An 18,902-nucleotide genomic window follows, 5' to 3' on the forward strand; every position below is an offset into this window, starting at 1 on the left:
GGACGATCCCGGACCGCGCGGGAACGCGAAACCGCGCGCCGGAACGAGCGGGCCTCCGTGGAAAAACTGATTTCCGCGCGTTCACGCTATCATCATACACCCCCAGGACTTTCTCCCCCGGTGCCGCCGGACGGCCGGTTCATTCCGTTGAAGAAATCAAACCTTGTGCGGCCGTCATCCATGGGCGTCGCAGAACGCAAGGCTGATGAAGCATTCCCCCCCGGTCTCAATCCCGGCCTTCCGGGGTTTCCAATCAGTTCAAATCTTTCCGATACGGTTCAGCAACAGTGGCTCTCCTCCTATGCCTCCCAGCTCGCGGCATCCGAGGATGAAGCGGTCGCCATTGCGAGAGACCTCTCGGGCAACCTCTACGTTACCGGCTATTCCGACTCGTCGGTCACGGGAAACGACATCGTGACGATGAAGTTCACAAGCGGCGGAACCCGGCTCTGGGCTTCACGGTACAGCGGAAGCGCGCAGGGCGACGACCGCCCTTCGAAGATCATCGTCGACAGCTCCGGAAACACATACGTGTGCGGATACAGTCAGGGGTCCGGATCCGGGTACGACTACGTCACGATCAAGTACAATACCGGCGGAGTCCAGCAGTGGGTCGCGCGGTACGACGGGCAGGCGGGCGGGAACGATTATGCCACCGCCATCGCGCGGGACGGGCAGGGGAACATCTATGTGACCGGCTATAGCGCGGGATCAGGAACAGGTTATGACTATGCCACCGTCAAGTATTCCCCCGCAGGATCAGAGCAACAGGTTTTCCGGCACAACGGAAGCGGGAACGGAGACGATTTTGCGGTGGCGATCGGGATCGACGGGTTGAACAGCGTCTATGTCACCGGTACCGTCGCTTCCGCCGGAAGCGGGAAAGACTGTGCCACAATAAAATACGATGCGGCGGGTAATAAGAGATGGACCGCCGTTTATAACGGGCCCGGCAACGGGGACGATCTGGCTGCGGGTCTCGGCGTCGATAATTCGGCGAACGTCTACGTCACCGGATATGCCCGGAGCACAGGGGCGGGAGACGATTTTGCCACGATCAAATATGATTCCGCGGGCGGGCAGCAATGGGTCAGGACCTACAACGGCCCGGCGAACGACGCAGACCACGCATCGGCGATCGCGGTCGACGGCGCCGGGACCGTCTACGTTACCGGTTCCAGCCGCGCGGCCGGAACCGGCTACGATTTTGCCACCCTGAAGTACTCGACGGCAGGGGTACAGGCCTGGGTGGCGCGGTATGACGGGGCGTTCGGGGGCGACGAGTTTGCGTCGGCGATCGCGATCGACCCCTCCGGTTTTGTCTATGTGACCGGATCGAGCTCCGATGCGACGACCGTCCTTTTTAATGAAGCGACGGTGATGTACAGCCCGGCCGGAGCCCAGCAATGGGCCTCGCGTTACAAATCTTCGCAATCGAACGACAGCTATCCCGCGGCGATGGTGAACGACGGCGGCGGGGGCGTGATCGTGGCTGGATACAGCGATCTGGAGGAGGGGAACGGGTTCGACTACTCGGTCATTTGCTACGCGTTCACGGGAAGCCAGGTGTGGGATGCGCGGTATAATGGCCCCGGGATAAGCGACGATGCCGCAACCGCCGTCGCCTCCGACAAGACGGGCAATGTCTACGTGGCGGGATACAGCCGGAGCACGACCTCCGGGTATGATTTTCTGACGGTGAAATATAACTCCTCCGGGACGTTCCAGTGGGCGCAGCGCTACGACGGGCCCTCGGGCGGGGACGACATCGTCTCCGCGATCGCGACGGATGCCGCGGGAAACGTCTACGTCGCGGGATACAGCTACGACAGTTCGGGGACGACTTCGGAGTATGCAACCGTCAAGTACAATTCCGGCGGCGCTCTTCAATGGGTCGCACGATTTGGCGGGTTGCTCGAAAGCACGAATTTCGCCTTCGATATCGCCGTGACGAATACCGGGAGTATCTTCGTCACCGGGACAGCGGGCGACAGCTCGGGTTCGGCCTACGACTACCTCACGGTCAAATACAACTCGAGCGGAGTGGAACAGTGGAACGCGCGGTTCAACGGCTCCGGCGACGGAGGCGATTTCGGGATCGCCGTCGCGACCGACTCGACGGGGAACGCGTTCGTCACGGGCGCGAGCGACGAAAGCGCGAGCAGGGGCTACGACATGCGGACGGTCAAGTACAACGGAAACGGTTCCCTCCTCTGGGGCGTCCGTTACAACGGGACGGCAAGCGACGACGATGAGGGAACGGCGATTGCGGTCGACGCTTCCGGCAACGTCGACGTCACCGGTTCGAGCCTCGGACCCCTGAGTTCGTACGACTACGCCACGGTCCAGTACAATTCCGCCGGCGTACAGCAATGGGTCCGGCGATACAACGGCTCGGCGAACGATGACGATACGCCCTCGGCGCTGACGCTCGGCCCGGGCGGAAGCGTGTTCGTGACCGGGTACAGCACCAGTACCGGGGCTGCGGCCGATTACGCCACCCTGAGCTACACGGCGGCCGGCACCCAGAGGTGGGTGAAGCTCTACAACGGCCCGGCCGGCGGAAACGACCAGGCATCGGGTCTCTCCGCGGACGCGCAGGGGAACGTCTATGTGACGGGTTTCAGCGAAGGAGCCGGCACACTCGACGACTACGCGACGCTCAAGTACGACTCTCTCGGCAACCAGGAGTGGCTGATTCGGTTCAACGGAAACGCCTCCGTCAATGACGACGCGGCCGGAATCGCCCTCGACCCCGCGGGCGGGATCATCGTCGCCGGGTCGTCCGGATTTGGATTGGCGGGAGAACCGAGCGGAGGGTCGACCTTTACGACGATCAAGTACCAGCAGGTGTCGGGAACGGTGATCTCAATCTCGCCCGGCACCGGCTGGCAACTCATTTCATTGCCGGTGCGCGTGGGTTCTCCCTACCTTCTCGACCACCTTTATTCTTACGAGGGGGGATACGTGAAACATGACTCGATGGTCAATGGCGTGGGGTATTGGAAGAAACTCGATCAGCCGGACCTGAGCTTCACCGGATTCGCGATCAGCCCGGAGACCCTGCACGTCTCGGATGCGTGGAACATCGTCGGGTCGGTCTCCGTGCCCGTGCCCGTCGCGTCGATTTCGTCGTCGCCCCCGGGCATCATCCTTTCCCCGTTCTTCGGCTACTCCGGCAGCTACTTCGTCGCCGATTCGATCCTTCCCGGGCACGGCTACTGGGTTCGGACCTCCGCAGCCGGTACCCTCATGCTTCAACCGCCCCAATCCACGGCTTCAAGAAGCGCCGGTCCCGATATTCTGCGGAGGATCGATCGGGGAACGTTCACGGATGCGGCGGGGCGCACAGGGTCGGTCTATTTTGGCGAAGGCCGGGGAGAGGCCGCATCATCGGGCAGGTTCCAACTGCCTCCCCTCCCTCCACCGGGAGGGTTCGACGTCCGCTTTAAGGACGGCAGCCTGGTCGCCCTCGCCGGGTCGAACGGCATCCGCAGGTTTGGGATCAGTCTCGCCGGAGCCCGCTTCCCGATAAACTTCAGTTGCTCGAGACCGGGCGATTCCCCCGGGGCGTGGCTCCAGGCGGGTCCGAAAAGGATTCCTCTCCGGGGAACCGTCCGCACCCGTCTCGGGGAACAGGATACTCCGCTCGTCCTCGTCCTGGAGGGAATGAACGATCTCCCCGGCCGGTTCGAACTCTCTCAGAACTACCCCAACCCGTTTAACCCCGCGACGCTCATCCGGTATTCGCTGCCGCAGGAGAGCAGAGTGCGGCTCGGGATCTACGATCTCCTCGGGCGGAGAGTGAAAGTCCTTATCGATGAAATTGAAGACGCAGGGTTTAAGGCGATCGAATGGGACGCGCTCGATGAATCGGGGAAGCCCGTTTCGAGCGGAGTCTATTTTTGCAGGATGGATGCGTGGAGCCCGGCCTCTCCCGGGGCCGGTTTCACGTCGGTGAAAAGGATGGTCTTGCTCCGGTAACCGGAAGGCGATCGGCCGCGATCCTGCCCTCCGGGATGGCCGGGTGGTTCAATTCATATCTTCGTTATCGACCGTTTCCCGCTCTTCCTTGCTCGTATGGTGTTTCATCCGGGTTTTCGAACGGCGGTCGGTCATCCCCAATCCAATTTTATAGAGGAGGGGCACCTTGAACTTCCTGCTCGAATCGACGTTCTGTCCCAGCGGCTGGAGCAATCCGGTGTCGTAGACCGCGCGGATCGCTTCGTCCCCCTTGGGCGAGAGCGGCTCGAAGAGCATATAGAGCTCTTCGCGATGGAACGTCGTGCTGTCGCTCCCGCGGAACACGTCGAAGTGTTTCGACAGGTGCGGAAATTCCGAATAAAGGTAGGTGTCGCAACGGTACGCGGAAATCGCCTCGAACGATTCCTTCAGGGCCCGGGGACTGATGAGATGCGTCGAGCCGTGCTTCCCGTCCAGCCGGTTCAGTTCCCGCTGCCGCTCCACCGCCTTGTTGGCAAGGTAAATGAGCTCGCGGGGGAATGTGTTTCCCATCCCGTCGACGAGACGCTTGAGAATCCAGTGATCGGTGGCCGGGGCGTTTTCCATCTTCAGCGCGCTCGCCATCGTCGGCTCGAAGATCGTGAAGAAGACCTTCTTCACGAAGTCGTCGGACCCCAGGATGATGCTGCTGACATCCGCCGTTTCGCCGAGCGCCGCCTCGCAGTATTCCCTCACAAACGGATCCACGACCGCGCGCGCCGTGAGAAGCTTCAACAGGAGGGGCCCCCTCCACCGCATTTCCGTCGAGTAGCTCACCAGGTGCGACTTGTTCACGATATGGAGCTGCCGGTAAATATCGTTGCGCAAAAAAACCTTGAGGTGGACGTTCTTGAACTGGTTTCCGTACTGGACCAGGAGCTGCACGAGCCCGGTGATCGCAGCGCGAAGCTTCTCGATGTCTTCCACGAACAACAGGTCGAGCTTGTCGAGCATGATCCAGACCAGGCAGTTCGTTTCCTGCAGGAGGATGTCGACGTTTTCCATCAACGCCATGATGCTCAGGCCGGTCGCCTGCTTGAAATCGATTCCGAGAGAGCGTTCGCCCTTCCCCCCGCCCGGGGATTCCGCGCGCTGAACGGGCTTGTTCCTCATGCCGAGCTTCTGTTTCATCTTGTCCACGAGGCCCTGCTTCTGGGCGAGCCCCACGTCCTTGAGGATCCTCTGGAGGTTCGAGTAGGCCGTCTTGAGTTTCTCGCTCTTGTTTTTTTCGACGAGGACTTTCATCTTCTCATCCTGGAGGAGCGTGGAGGAGACCTTCAATCCCAGATAGAGCAGCCAGAAAAACCGGAAGTCGTCCACCGAGTTCGGCTTGAGCTCGATGATGTCCCCGGTCGGGAGGAATTCCTCGCTCTGAAGACCGTAGGCGGGGATGCAATAAATTTCCTGATAGTTTTTGGGAAGCAGCGGCCGGACCTTCTGCAGGTCGTCGCACAACAGGCGGCACATCGCGCTCTTGCCGGAGCCCTTGTTCCCCACAACCAGGGAGTGCTGGGGCAACAATACCTGACGCAACATCTCCGTGCCGATAAAACAGTTTTCGAAGCGGTTATCCGTCTCGCCGTCGACGCGGCCGAAGTTCAATCGTGTCAATACCTGCTGTGGATCCATCTCTATCTCCTGATTCCGTTCATGTTTCCCGTCGGGCTGATCGCCCGGCGTATCTCCCGTTCGGGCCTAAGATGACGCTGCGCGCGCGGGTGCGATTCGCCGTCTATAATGTAAGGGTACGCCCGGCCCGGGGCTGTGGCAGAAGTCACACGGCCGCCCTTCCGTTGCCTGCGTCACAAGCCTCTTGCTTTCGCCATAACCGGCGATAGCTTCGCATTTTCATCTTTTCTCGTCATGCTGACATGCTCCTGGTCAGCATCTTTCCGAAGCGTAGCTTCGTAAAAATCCCGACCTGAAACATGTCGGGATGACGAGCCGGGGAGAAAGATGGCCAAATCGAGGCATTTCCCCTCCGGCGGAATCCTTGTTAGACAACTTTAAAATCGCTAATTTGAGCCGTTAAGCCGGCCCACATCACCGACTAGTATATCTTGATTAGTCCAAAAAGTCAATACCGCTATTACCTCAGCCTCGACAAGACCGTAAAATTCGCCGCCGCGTTCTACGTGACACTTCTCATGGGCGGGACCTCCCTGGTCTGGCTGGGCATCGGCAGGGTCGCACGGGATATCCACACGGGGCATCTCACGGTTCCGCTGATGTTCGGCGGGAGCCTCCTGCTCGCCTTCGGCGGTCTTCTTTACGGGGTGGGTAGAATCAACTGGATCAGCGATATGCACGCCTGGCTGGACAGGCATTTCTTCCGGCTCCTCGACAAATCCAACCTGGTTCTTTTCTCGGGATTATCCGCCGCCCTCGGGCCGGAAGAGATGATGAAGGTATCGTACCTCGAACCCGAGGACAAGGAGACCCTCACGAACGCCGTCTTCAACGGGCTCGCGGGAATCAACGCGATGTTCACGGGCCTGCTTCGCACCGGGATACTCCGTCTCTGGATCTGGTACTGGATCGCCATGTACGGCACGTTTGTCTTCACGATTCTTACCGTCGAGACGTTCGCGCTCGCCCTCCGGGGAATCGACCCCTACGCGAACATCAGCTTTGCGATTTGCTGGGGCCTGGCGCTGGCGCACTTTGCCGCAGGACTCATGCTGGGATCGTACCTTCTCCGGATGATGGAAGATGTCGCGAGGCTCCTGGTGGGGACGCAGAGGCACGAAATCGCCGCTCTCCTCAGGAAATATCTGGGAGGAGGAATATAGGCTATGGCTTGAAGGCGCCTTCGTAGCTAAACCGGCCGGTTGCGCTGTCGATATCCAGGGCAATTGAGGATCCTTCGTAGGCCGGTGACGTTCCGACGAGGCGCAACGTCCCCGGACCCCCCGATCCGACGGCAAACGTAAACACCCCCGATCCTTTTAACCGTTCGGGGATGCTGTACCCTTCAAATCCCTTCCTGCCGTTCCCCCCCGCTGAATTCAGAATCGAATAACTGCGCGCGTCGACGCCGATCTCGTTCAATCCGGACATCAAACCGATTTTTGCCAGCTGAACGGTAGTCGATTCCGGGATCCTGTTCGCCTCAGAATTGAATCTCACGGCGTCCGGGATCGAGGGGATGAACACCGATAAAGTGACCGCCCCTGCCGCAACAAAGAATATGGTCGCGATAAACGATTGGGGAGTTCCGCCCAGACGGAGCTTTCGCCATGAGAAGAGGAAAACCGTCGGAGCGGCGACAAATGAAAGGAGGACGAGGAGGAGGGGAAGAAATCGCTCACCCGGTTCGATTCCCTTGCCGGCGAGTCCGCTGAACTCGGCGAGACCCAACTGAATTGCCGTTCTCGCCATGGAGCCCCACGGAGCGTAAGCGACGCTTGACCCGCGCCGGAAAACGAGATAGATCATCGCGCCGATGCTGAGGGCAAAGATCCATTCGAGAATAAGACGCGGGTTCTCGCTCCCGGTGCGCCCCGGGGTCTCAGTTCTCTGCTTCATATCGCACCCCTTCCTTTGTGAGCACAGCTCTTGCCTGGACCATGCCGTTCTTCCCGTTGGAGTTCTTGAACGCAGGATCTCGTCCCGGGACGTAGGCCTCCTGGCCTACGAGGGAGATCGCCGTGTCCGAGAGGCTTGAGATGGACACCATCAGGCTATCTTCACTCGAGAACGGGACGTGCATGTTGACGCCGGGATTCGCGGAAGGATAGGTTTCCCGGAAGATTTCGCCCAGAGATTGCCGGCGGTCGGCGGGCTCGGCATAGTACGCGTTCATCACCTTCAGAAGCATCGAAGGCATCACATCGACCATGACGGAGCGGCTGATGGAACCGCGAATCTCCCTGAACCCTTTCACCTGCATGCGGGCCCTCCCCTCCGCCTCTCTCCAGCAAAAAAAGACTCCGGCCCCCGTGAGAAGAAACAGGAACCAGGCGGCCGCCCGGCTCCACCGCGGGAACGGATAACGCGTCGCGAACGCGACGAGAGCGACAAGATAGAGAGCGGCCGCAACCCCCGCCGCATCCAAAGAGGTCCACACGTCGCCCCCGGACGGCAGAAAGAACGCCGCGCTGACGACAATAACCCCTGCAACGATCCAGAGTATCCCCATGATTTACTCCTTTCTTCGAAAGATGCCTGTAAGGGCGCCTGGATTCATCAGGCAAGAATTCCTGCCTACGCCAGAGCCGCGACCAGGAACGTGAAGACCAATCCCAGAAATGTCAGGACGATCAATCCGGGAGAGCTCCGGTTGCTGTGCGCCTCCGGCAGGATGTCGCTCGCTCCGATATAAACGAGGAACCCGCCGAAGGAAGCGAGGTAGAGCACGAGAAAATAGTGGGGAATCTGAAAAAGGAGGGTCGAGCATGCCCCAAGGAGGGGAGCCAGCGCATCTCCTGCCAGAACAATCCTCGCGCGTTTGACCGAGTTTTTATGGAGAAGCATGAGAGAAACGGTGTTCATCCCGTCTGTGAAATCGTGCGAGATCACCGCGAGCGCGACGAGGATTCCGACGGCATTGCTCACCTGAAATCCCAACCCGATTCCCACGCCGTCCAGGAAACTGTGCCCCATCAGGGCGAACGCCGAAAGCATCCCGACGTGCGGATGCTTATGGTCGGCATATTCCCCCTCGTGGGCATGATGGATCAGGATGACCTTCTCGAGGACGTGGAAGAGCATGAAGCCCGCCGCGAAGGCGATCATGATCCCCGTCGCATTATAGTTGTTCTCCTTCACCTGATTCATGATTTCGGGAAGGATGTCGAAACTGAAGACGCCGATGAGGACCCCGGCGGTGAACGCCATGATCGGATGGAGCCGATCCTTGAATCGAATCGAAAACATCCCGCCCAGAAGGGTGGAAACCAACGTGCCGACGGAGAAGAGCCAGAAACCTAAAGAGCGCATGGCACCCGGGAGACTGAGAGATTGAAAGCCTGATTGAGAAACAGGGTTAAGGTAGCGAGAAATGGAGCGAGTGTCAACAAAGGAAACGGGCCGGTGGCCGAACAAACGCAGCCTAAAGGCTGCGGCTACCAGGCCCGAGTCATCGGTAGGCGCAACCTTTAGGTTGCGTCCCCGGCGCGGAGCGCCGGGATATGCGTTCCCACGCAGAGCGTGGGAACGAGAAATAGAAGAGTTGAAAGATGCTGACCAGGAGCATGTCAGCATGACGAGGCAGAGAGACTTTCGGCCAAATTGAGACACCACGCTCTTGACATTACCGCACGATTTGAGTAAGATATTGCACCATGAACCAGGCGAGCAGATCGAACGCACCGGGCAAGGCGGGGACGCCGTATCCTCTCTTCTATGCCATCTCGTTCCTCGAGGGAGCGGCCGTCATGGCGTGCGAGCTGATCGGCGCGAAGCTGATCGCACCCTACTACGGAAATTCTCTCTACGTGTGGACGAGCGTGCTGGGGACGACGCTCGGCGGATTGACGGCCGGGTATTACCTCGGTGGAATGATCTCCGAGAAACCGTTTCTTCGAAGAAACCTGAGGAACATCCTGATCGCCTCGACGGCTCTATTCGCGGTGATGCCGCGTCTCTCTTCCCTGGTGATGAACGCCTCCCTCAGTTTCTCGATTCAGGTTGGATCGCTTCTTTCCTGCATCGTCTTCATTTTTCCCCTCCTGCTCTGTTTCGGCATGGTCTCGCCGCTGGTCATACGGATCGTCTCCGAAAACGTCGAGGGTGTCGGCAAGAAGGCCGGAACCGTCTATGCGATCTCCACCCTGGGAGGGATCCTGATGACCTTCACCGTCGCCTTTTATTCCATTCCTTCGCTTGGACTCGCCGCAAGCTCGTACGCCACGGCGGGACTCCTGCTCACGGCGGCAGTGCTCTCCACGGTCGCGCCGCCGGACGTATCTGTGTCCGCGCCCCAAGAAGTGTCAGTTCGCAAAGCGATCTGAACCCCGGGATGTCCAAGAAGAAACACGGCAGGGAAACCGCCCGGACCGAGCCCGGGAAACGAATCGCGGCCTCGACCTACCTCCTTCTGGCGTTCATCGAGGGGGCCGCGGTGATTTCGGTCGAGCTCCTCGGAGCCAAGATGCTGACCCCCTTCTTCGGCAACTCGCTCATCGTCTGGGCGTCCGTCATCGGGGTCACGATAACGTTCCTCACCATCGGCTATTACGCCGGCGGATTGCTCTCCCGGGGCGCCAACCCCGACCTCTATCTGGCTCTGGCGTTTCTCTCCGCGGCAGCCCTGATCACGTTCATGTCCACGTGGGCGCACACGATGTTCGGGTGGTTTCAAGCGTCCTCGGTCTATTCGGCCAGCATCGTTTCGGCCTCTCTCCTTCTCGGGCCTCCCCTGTTCGCCTTCGGAACCACATCTCCGCTTGTGATCAGGCAGCTCTCGAGGCAGGTCGCCGAGGCCGGGAAAAAAGCCGGGCTGGTCTATGCTGTTTCCACGGTCGGCGGAATTGTCTTCACGTTTCTCGCCGGGTTTGTGCTGATACCCGCACTCGGCATCACGATCCCCCTCTATATCATCGCCTGTCTCCTGTTCGGCTTTACAGCACTCTTCATGTACAGCAAGACGGTGATGGGGACGATCGTCGCGGTGGTGTTTCTCAAAGCCCTCACTCTGGCCCACGGGGGCGCCGAACCGGGGGGCGCTCTCTCGGTTCCGTTCGTGAGCGAAGGGTTGCTGGGCCAGTTGAAGGTCGTCGACAAAGTCGACACCGCGGCGAAGCTGGAGATACGCCACCTCTTGATCAACGGCATCCCCCAGACCCGCATCGTGAACAACGCCTTCAGGGTCTCCTACTGGAAATACGTGCACGAAATCTCCATGTTTTCCTCGCTCAAGAAGGGGAGCCCCCACGTGCTGCTCTTCGGGTTCGCGGCGGGAAGCCTCGCCACCGAGCTGATCCGCATGAACATGACGCTGGATGCGGTCGAACTCGACGCCCGAATGATGCCGATCGCCCGGGACTATTTCTACTTCGACGATACGACGACCCGCTTCTTCGTCGACGACGCGCGCCATTACATCAAAACGGCGTCCTCCAAGTACGATCTCATCGTCTTCGACGTTCTGAACGGGGAAGTGCAGCCCTCCTATGTCTTCACCACGGAGAGCTTCCGCGAGCTGAAGAACCTCCTGAACGACGATGGAATGATCATCATAGAATTTCAGGAGATTCTTGCCAGGAAGAAAACGACGGTCTACAAGTGCATCGTGAACACGCTGCTCGAAGCGGGCTATAAGGCGTATGTCCACCTGGGGACCGGCGAGATCGTCGACATCATCATCGTGTCCTCTCCGAAGGATATTGATTTCTCCCGGTTGAAAAAGGAAAACATGAACCCCTGCTGCGCCGGGCAGCCGTGGACCGACGACCTGATCAAGAACCCGGTCCTCCGGTGCCCGAGCCCCTTCCCGGACGGTTTCGTCCTGACGGACGACAAGCCGGTGATCGATTATCTGAACGCTGAAACCATCAGGAAGTGGAGGGAAGGGGCCATCATCAACTTCGCGCAGGTGGAGCTCACGGAGGGACTGAAGCTCTTCAAGTAAACGGGGCGTTCACTGTTCTATTAGTAGTGATACACCTTGTATTTGTCATCCTGAGCACATTCGCTTCGCTCAGTGTAAACTCTGCGAAGGATCTCCCACCATTTGAAAGCCAAAAAGCCAGATCCTTCGGTCGCTCCGCTCCCTCCGGATAACAAACGGAAATCGTTGAGGGAGAGCGTTTCCCCCAATATATAGCCTCCCTACCCGCCTACCCTCCCGCGCTAGGACCGAAGTTTTGGATCGCATATCTGGATCCTCCCCTTTCTTACTGATCTCCCCAGAGGCTCAATTTCAAGCCCCGCACTTACTCGCCTCCAAAAAAACGGGTAAATCGTGCGCAAGTTGTTGCGGATCATATCCCACATTACTCGTTTTTATTATCATGTCCCCGCACCCTCTCAGATTCCACGTCAATTTCTTGAAGGATATTTAGAATGAAAAAATTGGTAATTATCTCATTTTCATTGATTTTTTTCGCTGTTTTGCCCGTATTTGGGCAAACGTCCTGGAAGGGGACTTCCAGCACGGATTGGAGCAAAGCCGCGAACTGGACGAACGGCGTTCCGACGGCCACAGTCGATGCCATTATCGGCGACGCGAATTTCACCGGCTCGAATCAGCCCAGCCTGACCGTTTCCTCAGTCTGCAAGTCTTTGACCATAGGAACGGGCATAAAATCGTCTTCCCTATCCGCAAAGCAATCGCTCACCGTTTACGGGAACATCACGATTGGCGTGCACGGCTCGATCTCGCAGCAAAACCACACGATATCGCTGACGGGAAATTGGAATAATTCGGGATCCTATTCTCCCGCGGGCGGTCCCAAACACAACCCGGTCGTGAGCTTTGCCGGAACAACGCAATCGATCAATGGATCGGCCGGTTTCAGGTCTCTCACGATAAGTGCGGGCAGCACCACAAAACTGAATACCGCGGTCGGCGTTTCGCTTCTTCTGACGGTCAACGGAATACTTGATCCCAACGACTCCCCGACATATAAGATTTCCGGCAAAGGCGATATGAAGGTGAACGGATCGGGATCGATTCTGGTCAGGGCTTCTACGTTTGCGGGAAATTATGCGGTTACCGGCTCGTATTCTTTTGCCAGCACCAGCACCGTCGAGTATAGTTCGGCAACAATTGATCAAACCGTCACTAATGGCATCACCTATGGAAATCTGCGGGTGAGCGGCGGGACGACAAAAACTCTCGGCGGCAATCTGCCGGGGCTCCGGGGAAACCTGACGGTGGCGGCCGGCATACTCGATCTTTCGAGCTTTACTGCAAATCGCTCCTCCTCCGGCGGAATATTGACCGTGTCGAACGGCGCAACACTGAAAATCGGCGGGACGAATACGTTTCCCTCCAACTACGCCACCAGGGCTTTAGGGGGAATCAGCACCGTCGTCTATTCCGGCGCGAACCAGACGGTCTCGTCTCAAACGTACGGAAATCTGCTCTTGACAAGCAGCAGCGGCTCTGCGACGAAGACAATGCCGAGCTCTGCCATGACGGTCGCGGGAAGCCTCACATCCGATATCGGGCCGGGATCATCCGTATCGTTCACAGCCAGGGCGGCCATCACGGTCAACGGCGACCTTGTGATCGGCCCGTTAACGACCTTCAATGGCGGTTCGTATCTTCACACGATGGGTGGAAACTGGACAAACAATGGTACTTTCACCGGAGCCACGAGCTCAGTCACTCTGCGCGGCATCGCCAGGGCGATCAGCGGAGCCGGCCTCAACAACTTCAACAATCTGACAATTACAGGCGCCGGCTTTACCGCGGCAACATCCGCCAATCTGACGATCGCCGGAAATTTTGCCACGAGCGGGGGAGGATCATTCTCACACCTCCCGGGCGGTGCCGGAACGATCACCATGAGCGGCACAGGCAAATCGATCAGCGGAAGCGGAATCTCATTTAATAACTTCACGGTTTCCGGGACTGTCAGCACGGCAATTTCTCTGGCCATCGCGGGTGACCTGACCGCGAACGGGACGTTCACCTCGACAGCAGGCACGGTGACACTGAGCGGCGCTTCGAAATCCATCGCCGGAAGCGGTACCATCACGTTCAACGCGTTAAGCGTCACCGGATCGGTCGCAACGGCGAGGAATTTCACAATGAAGTCTGACCTATCTGTCGGCGGGGCGCTGACCGCCTCGGCCGGCACCGTTTCGTTCACAGGATCCTCGACGCTTTCGGGAAGTGCGAACCTGTACAACGTGACGCTCAATGGGACGAAGCTCCGACTCGGGTCAGGGTCGATGCTCGGATTGGCCGGCGCTCTTACGCTCTCTGCGGGGACATTCGATGTCTCGACAAGCGCTCCCAATACCGTGATTTATAATTCCCCAGGCGCTCAGACAGTGGCATCGGCTACCTACCATAACCTGACCATCTCGGGAGCCGGGACGAAGACAGCAGCCGGTGCGCTCACGATGAACGGCAACCTGACGATGAGCGCCGGTGCAGCGCTTTCCGCCGGAGCCTTTACCCACAAAGTGTATGGCGACTGGACAAACCTTGGAGCGTTCACGGCCGGCACAAGCACGGTTCAACTCCTGGGTTCCCGGAACGTCTCCATCACGGGCGCCACCACGTTCAACGGATTGACGCTGAACAAGGCATCTTCGGTCAATTTACTCCAGCTGAACAACGATATCACCGTCGCAACCTTGACGATGACAACCGGTTCGATGCGCACCGGGATCAACAAAGTCACTATTACATCAACGCGGACCGGAAATGGCATCATCATCGGCACGATTGTACACACGCATGCGTTTTCAAGCGGCACGCCCTTTGCATTCGAAGGACCGAATAATACCATTGCGTTCACAAGCGGCGCCGGAGGGGTCTCCTCGGTGGCGGTGACGGTGAGGCAGGCCCTCATCACCGATTTTCCGTTTGGCGGTTCAGTGAATCGTGATTACAACGTTAGCGTGACCGGCACCGGCTCTTACCTGGCCACGATCCGTCTTCACTACGAAGATGGGGAATTAAACGGCAATATCGAATCGACGCTGCTGCCATGGCATTTCAACGGATTGAGCTGGTCCGAAACCACAAAAAGCGGATCCGATTCCACCGGAAACTGGGTTGAACAAACCGGCCTCGGCGCGCTTGACGGCCGATGGACGCTGTCGGATAACCTTGACGTCGCCCGCTGGACGGGAGCGGCGAGTCAGGCGTGGGAAGACCCGGCGAATTGGACAATTGCGGCCGGAACGCCATCGATGCCTCCCGCTTCGACAGACATTGCCGATTTTGGCGGGACGGCGGGCGGGTATCAGCCGACACTCGCATCCGTCACGACCGTCAAGAATATCGTTTTCGAGAGCGCACAATCTGCGACACTCTCCATCGGCTCGGGCGGGGGTTTGACGACAAAGGGAAACACCATCGGCTCATGGCAGACGAATGCCTCTCATACCATCGACGTCGGAGCCCAGACCTTGGCGATCGGCGGCGTCCTCCTGCTCAGTGACGGCACAAACGGGCACGCGATCAATCTGACCATCGGCTCGGGATCAGCCACGGTGCTCGGATCGCTTATCCAATCCGGCAGCGCGGGGATATCGTGGACCGGCCCGGGAAACCTGGTCATTAATTCAGACTTTACGCGCACAGGCGGTTCGTTTAATGCGGGCTCCGGCACGGTGACCTATGCCGGGTCGGCATCGCAAGATGTTGCAGGCGGAATCACTTACAACAATCTCTCGATAAGCAAGTCTTCTGCGACAGCGACCCTTACGACCGCAGCGTCTGCCACCGGCGACCTCGCGGTCAACGGGGGGACGTTCCTTGTCAATGCGCCGCTCGTTGTGGGCGGAACCGTGACCATCGGAGCGGGAGCGACGCTGGACGGGGGTTTATCGGTCATTTCAGTGGGGGGAGACTGGTCCGGAAGCGGCTCATTCGCCTCCGGCAGTGGCACGGTGGTTCTCAACGGTGCATCCCAGCAATCCATCAGCCCGACAACATTCAACAACCTTACGGTAAACAAGTCAAACGGCAGGGCTCTGCTCACCGGCGGCCTGCCGATCAACGGAGACCTCACAGTGGCGGCCGGCACCCTCGATCTCGGAGTTTTCACCGCAAACCGGACCTCCATCGGAGGAACATTGACTCTCGCGGATTGGACCACGCTCCGGCTTGCCGGCGCGAATAATTTTCCCATTAATTACGCAATTGTCAATATCTCAAGCAAGAGCACGGTTGAGTACTACGGCTCCGGCACACAGATCGTCGCACCGGTGGCGTACGGCAACCTGACGTTTTCAAACGGCGGCAGCAACGTGAAGATTCTCTCGGGCAATACGACGGTCGCCGGCAATCTGCTGATTAACAGCGGCTCGACGTTTGATGCGGGCTCGTTCGCCCTCACCGTGGATGGGAACTGGAACAATAGCGGCACGTTCACTCCCTCAAGCAGCCTTGTCATTCTCGCCGGTTCGTCCAATACCCTGAGCGGCAATGCCGCGTTCAATGACCTGACGGTGACCGGCAACTACACGGCATACGGGGATATCACCGTCAACGGGACTATGACGGTCACGGGCTCGTACCAGGCGGGCGGCACGAGCACGACGTTTTCAGGCGACTTTTTCAATACGGGATCATTCCTGAGCGGCGGAACGGTGACATTCACGGGGACGACAGTACAAACGATCGAGATGGATTCGGGTTTCGTGAGCACCGGAACCGTCAATTTCAACGGTTCCGTTTCTCCGGAATTCGTGTCGTTGACCTCTCCCACATTCGATAATGTGAACGTGAACAATACCGGAGGGATCGCCCCGAACACCGATTGGCTCGTCACCGGAGACTACATCGTCGGCGCGGGAGCAAGCTTCGTCGGAGGTCCGTACGCCTACACGATCGGCGGCACGTTCACGAACAACGGGACAGTCAGCAGCGACGGCACAATCACCTTCGATCCGTCGGGCGCAGTGACATTGTCGCTCGGCGGCTCCTCGTTCTCCAGCACAGGACTCGTCGACTTTGGAGGCACGGGCAGCATAACGGTCACCGGCGGTCCCCTGACATTTTCATCCGTGGAGATTACCAACACCAGCGCCGGCGGCGTGACGCCGCTTTCCGACTGGACGGTGACCGGAGACCTCTATATCGCCCAAGGCTCGACCTTGAACGGCGGTTCTGGCCTCGTGTTGACGGTTTCGGGAGGCTGGACAAACAACGGAACATTCAGCGGGGGAGCCTCGACGGTCGTCCTGAACGGCACTGACGGCACGATCAATGGGATCGGGTTGACGATGTTCGACAATCTCACAATCACGGGAACGATCACGGCGCTTGCAGACTTCACCGTGACAGGGAATTTCATCGATAACGGCAGCTTCAATGACGACAACGCAACCATCACCTTTGCCGGGAATTCATCTTCGACCATCGGCGGCTCGATAACGCCTCTTCCCTTCGATCAATTGATCATCGATAAGAACTCGGCGACAACCACGCTCGCATCCAACATCACGGGCCTCGAGGTGCTGACCGTTGTGAGCGGGACACTGAACCTCGCCGGCTACACGGTCACGCAGAATGATTCCGGCGGAACGTTGACGCTTGACGCCGGTGCGATTCTCGTCCTGGGAGGATCGAACGTTCTTCCGGTATTTGACGTCTATGTCTTCGATCCGGCCAGCATCATCGTCTACGGGGGATCGGGTTACCAGACTCTTTCGACGACCCCGACGTACGGAAGTCTTGACATCACCGGCGGGACAGTGGTCGCCGGAGGGAATCTGACGATCACCGGCGACCTGACGATTTCAGGCGGGACGTTTGTGGGAGGACCAGACACGATTGCCATCGGCGGAGATTGGCAGATGACCGGAGGGACCTTCTCGAACGCCGGCACGACGGTTCTCTTCAACGGCACGGGACCCGACACCATCGGGTCGACCGGCGCATTCAGCAATCTCACGGTGGATTTGACTTCAGGTACGTTATCGCTTGTGACGAATATCGTCGTCGACGGAGTGCTCAATCTGATCAACGGTGTCGTCGTCACCGGTGCGGATACGTTGATCATCGGTCCGGGAGGAAGTGTGACGCGAACGGACGGGTATGTCGACGGCAATCTTGAAAAATATATTGCCCCGGGAGCGGCCTCCGCGACATTTGAAATAGGCGATGCAAACAACTACACGCCGGTCAATGTCTCGTTCACAAACGTGACGTCGGCAGGCTATATTACGGCCAGCACAAACCCCGGCGAGCATCCCAGCATCTCGTCGTCCCTGATCAACCCACTGAAGGACGTCAACCGGTACTGGACCTTATCAAACAACGGGACCGCGTTTTCGAGTTACAACGCGACCTTCAACTTCGCGCCGGCCGACGTTGATCCCGGAGCGAATCCGTACGCGTTCATCGGCCAGAAGTTCGACCTGGGAAATTGGATCACTCCCACGGTGGGGGCCCGAACGCCGACAAGCACTCAGATGACCGGCCTGACCTCATTCAGCGATTTTGCCGTCGGCGAAAACAAGCCCGATACGATCTTTGCCACCTCGGGGGCAAACGGATCGATTTCACCATCGGCCGGGGTCGTCGTAAATTACGGATCGGACACAACGTTCGCGATCACACCCGCAACGGGTTGCCGCGTCGCGGACGTGGTCGTCGACGGAAACTCGGTGGGTCCGGTTCTAAGCTACAAGTTTACAAATGTTACGCTCAACCATACGATCGCGGCATCGTTCGCAATCACGACGGACACGATCCTGGCGAGCGCCGGAGCGAACGGCTCGATCAATCCGGCCGGAATGACGGTCGTGAACTACGGCGGCAGCCAGAGTTACACGTTCGTGCCGAACGCAGGCTATCACGTCATTGATGCGGTCGTGGACGGAAACTCGATAGGAGCGGTCGGCGGCTACGCATTCTCTAATGTCACGGCGAATCACACGGTCAGCGTCAGCTTTGCGATCGACCAACTCACCATCGCGGCCTCATCGGGCGCGAACGGCTCGATCACTCCTGCGGGCGGTGTCAGCGTGGCGTACGGCGGAAACCAGAGCTTCTCCATCGTTCCCAACGCGGGATACAACATCTCCGACGTCGTGGTCGACGGGATTTCAGTCGGAGCAGTGCCGGGCTACGACTTTACCAACGTGACGGGCGACCACAGCATCATCGCCAGCTTCACGATCAACGGATACACCGTGACCGCGACATCCGGCCTGCACGGTGCGATTGCTCCGGCGGGACCGATCAGCGCAAACGCGGGAGATAATCTCGGCTTCACGATGACGCCGGACGCCGGTTATCACATCCAGAGCGTGCTGGTCGA

At 58.8% G+C, this 18,902-nt stretch carries 9 protein-coding genes; 5 read left to right on the forward strand and 4 right to left on the reverse strand.

The features are described 5' to 3' along the window. Positions 1 to 57 precede the first annotated feature (57 nt). A complete protein-coding gene (locus tag VI215_02635) occupies positions 58 to 3,984 on the forward strand; it encodes an SBBP repeat-containing protein (protein HEY6191202.1) in 3,927 nt (1,308 codons plus the stop codon). Positions 3,985 to 4,032: 48 nt separating this feature from the next. Here the strand turns inward: VI215_02635 and VI215_02640 are convergent, their stop codons facing one another. Next, on the reverse strand, positions 4,033 to 5,631 hold the full coding sequence (locus tag VI215_02640) for a hypothetical protein (GenBank protein ID HEY6191203.1): 1,599 nt from the start codon (positions 5,629 to 5,631) through the stop codon (positions 4,033 to 4,035). A 431-nt stretch (positions 5,632 to 6,062) separates the two neighbouring features. Here VI215_02640 and VI215_02645 point away from each other — a divergent pair, with 431 nt between their 5' ends. Then, positions 6,063 to 6,794 (forward strand): hypothetical protein, encoded by a 732-nt coding sequence (locus VI215_02645; GenBank protein ID HEY6191204.1) that lies wholly within the window; start codon positions 6,063 to 6,065, stop codon positions 6,792 to 6,794. A gap of 1 nt (position 6,795) precedes the next feature. Here the strand turns inward: VI215_02645 and VI215_02650 are convergent, their stop codons facing one another. The 3 genes from VI215_02650 to VI215_02660 all read right to left on the reverse strand — a co-directional run bounded on the left by VI215_02650 (position 6,796) and on the right by VI215_02660 (position 8,943). Beyond that, a complete protein-coding gene (locus VI215_02650; GenBank protein ID HEY6191205.1) occupies positions 6,796 to 7,530 on the reverse strand; it encodes a hypothetical protein in 735 nt (244 codons plus the stop codon). Then, a complete protein-coding gene (locus VI215_02655) occupies positions 7,514 to 8,143 on the reverse strand; it encodes a hypothetical protein (GenBank protein ID HEY6191206.1) in 630 nt (209 codons plus the stop codon). The genes VI215_02650 and VI215_02655 overlap by 17 nt, the downstream gene beginning before the upstream one ends. A gap of 65 nt (positions 8,144 to 8,208) precedes the next feature. Next, a complete protein-coding gene (locus tag VI215_02660) occupies positions 8,209 to 8,943 on the reverse strand; it encodes a ZIP family metal transporter (protein ID HEY6191207.1) in 735 nt (244 codons plus the stop codon). 344 nt (positions 8,944 to 9,287) lie between these two features. Here VI215_02660 and VI215_02665 point away from each other — a divergent pair, with 344 nt between their 5' ends. The 3 genes from VI215_02665 to VI215_02675 all read left to right on the forward strand — a co-directional run. After that, positions 9,288 to 9,956, forward strand: a complete 669-nt coding sequence (locus tag VI215_02665) for a fused MFS/spermidine synthase (GenBank protein HEY6191208.1) — start codon at positions 9,288 to 9,290, stop codon at positions 9,954 to 9,956. Positions 9,957 to 9,964: 8 nt separating this feature from the next. After that, the gene (locus VI215_02670; protein ID HEY6191209.1) at positions 9,965 to 11,575 is read left to right on the forward strand and encodes a fused MFS/spermidine synthase; all 1,611 of its coding nucleotides are present in this window, start codon (positions 9,965 to 9,967) and stop codon (positions 11,573 to 11,575) included. A gap of 434 nt (positions 11,576 to 12,009) precedes the next feature. Then, positions 12,010 to 18,902, forward strand: a 6,893-nt coding sequence (locus tag VI215_02675) for a hypothetical protein (protein ID HEY6191210.1), incomplete at its 3' end; no start/stop codon positions are given.

It is taken from the genome of Bacteroidota bacterium (genome assembly GCA_036522515.1).
Lineage (GTDB): Bacteria > Bacteroidota > Ignavibacteria > UBA10030 > SZUA-254 > VBOC01.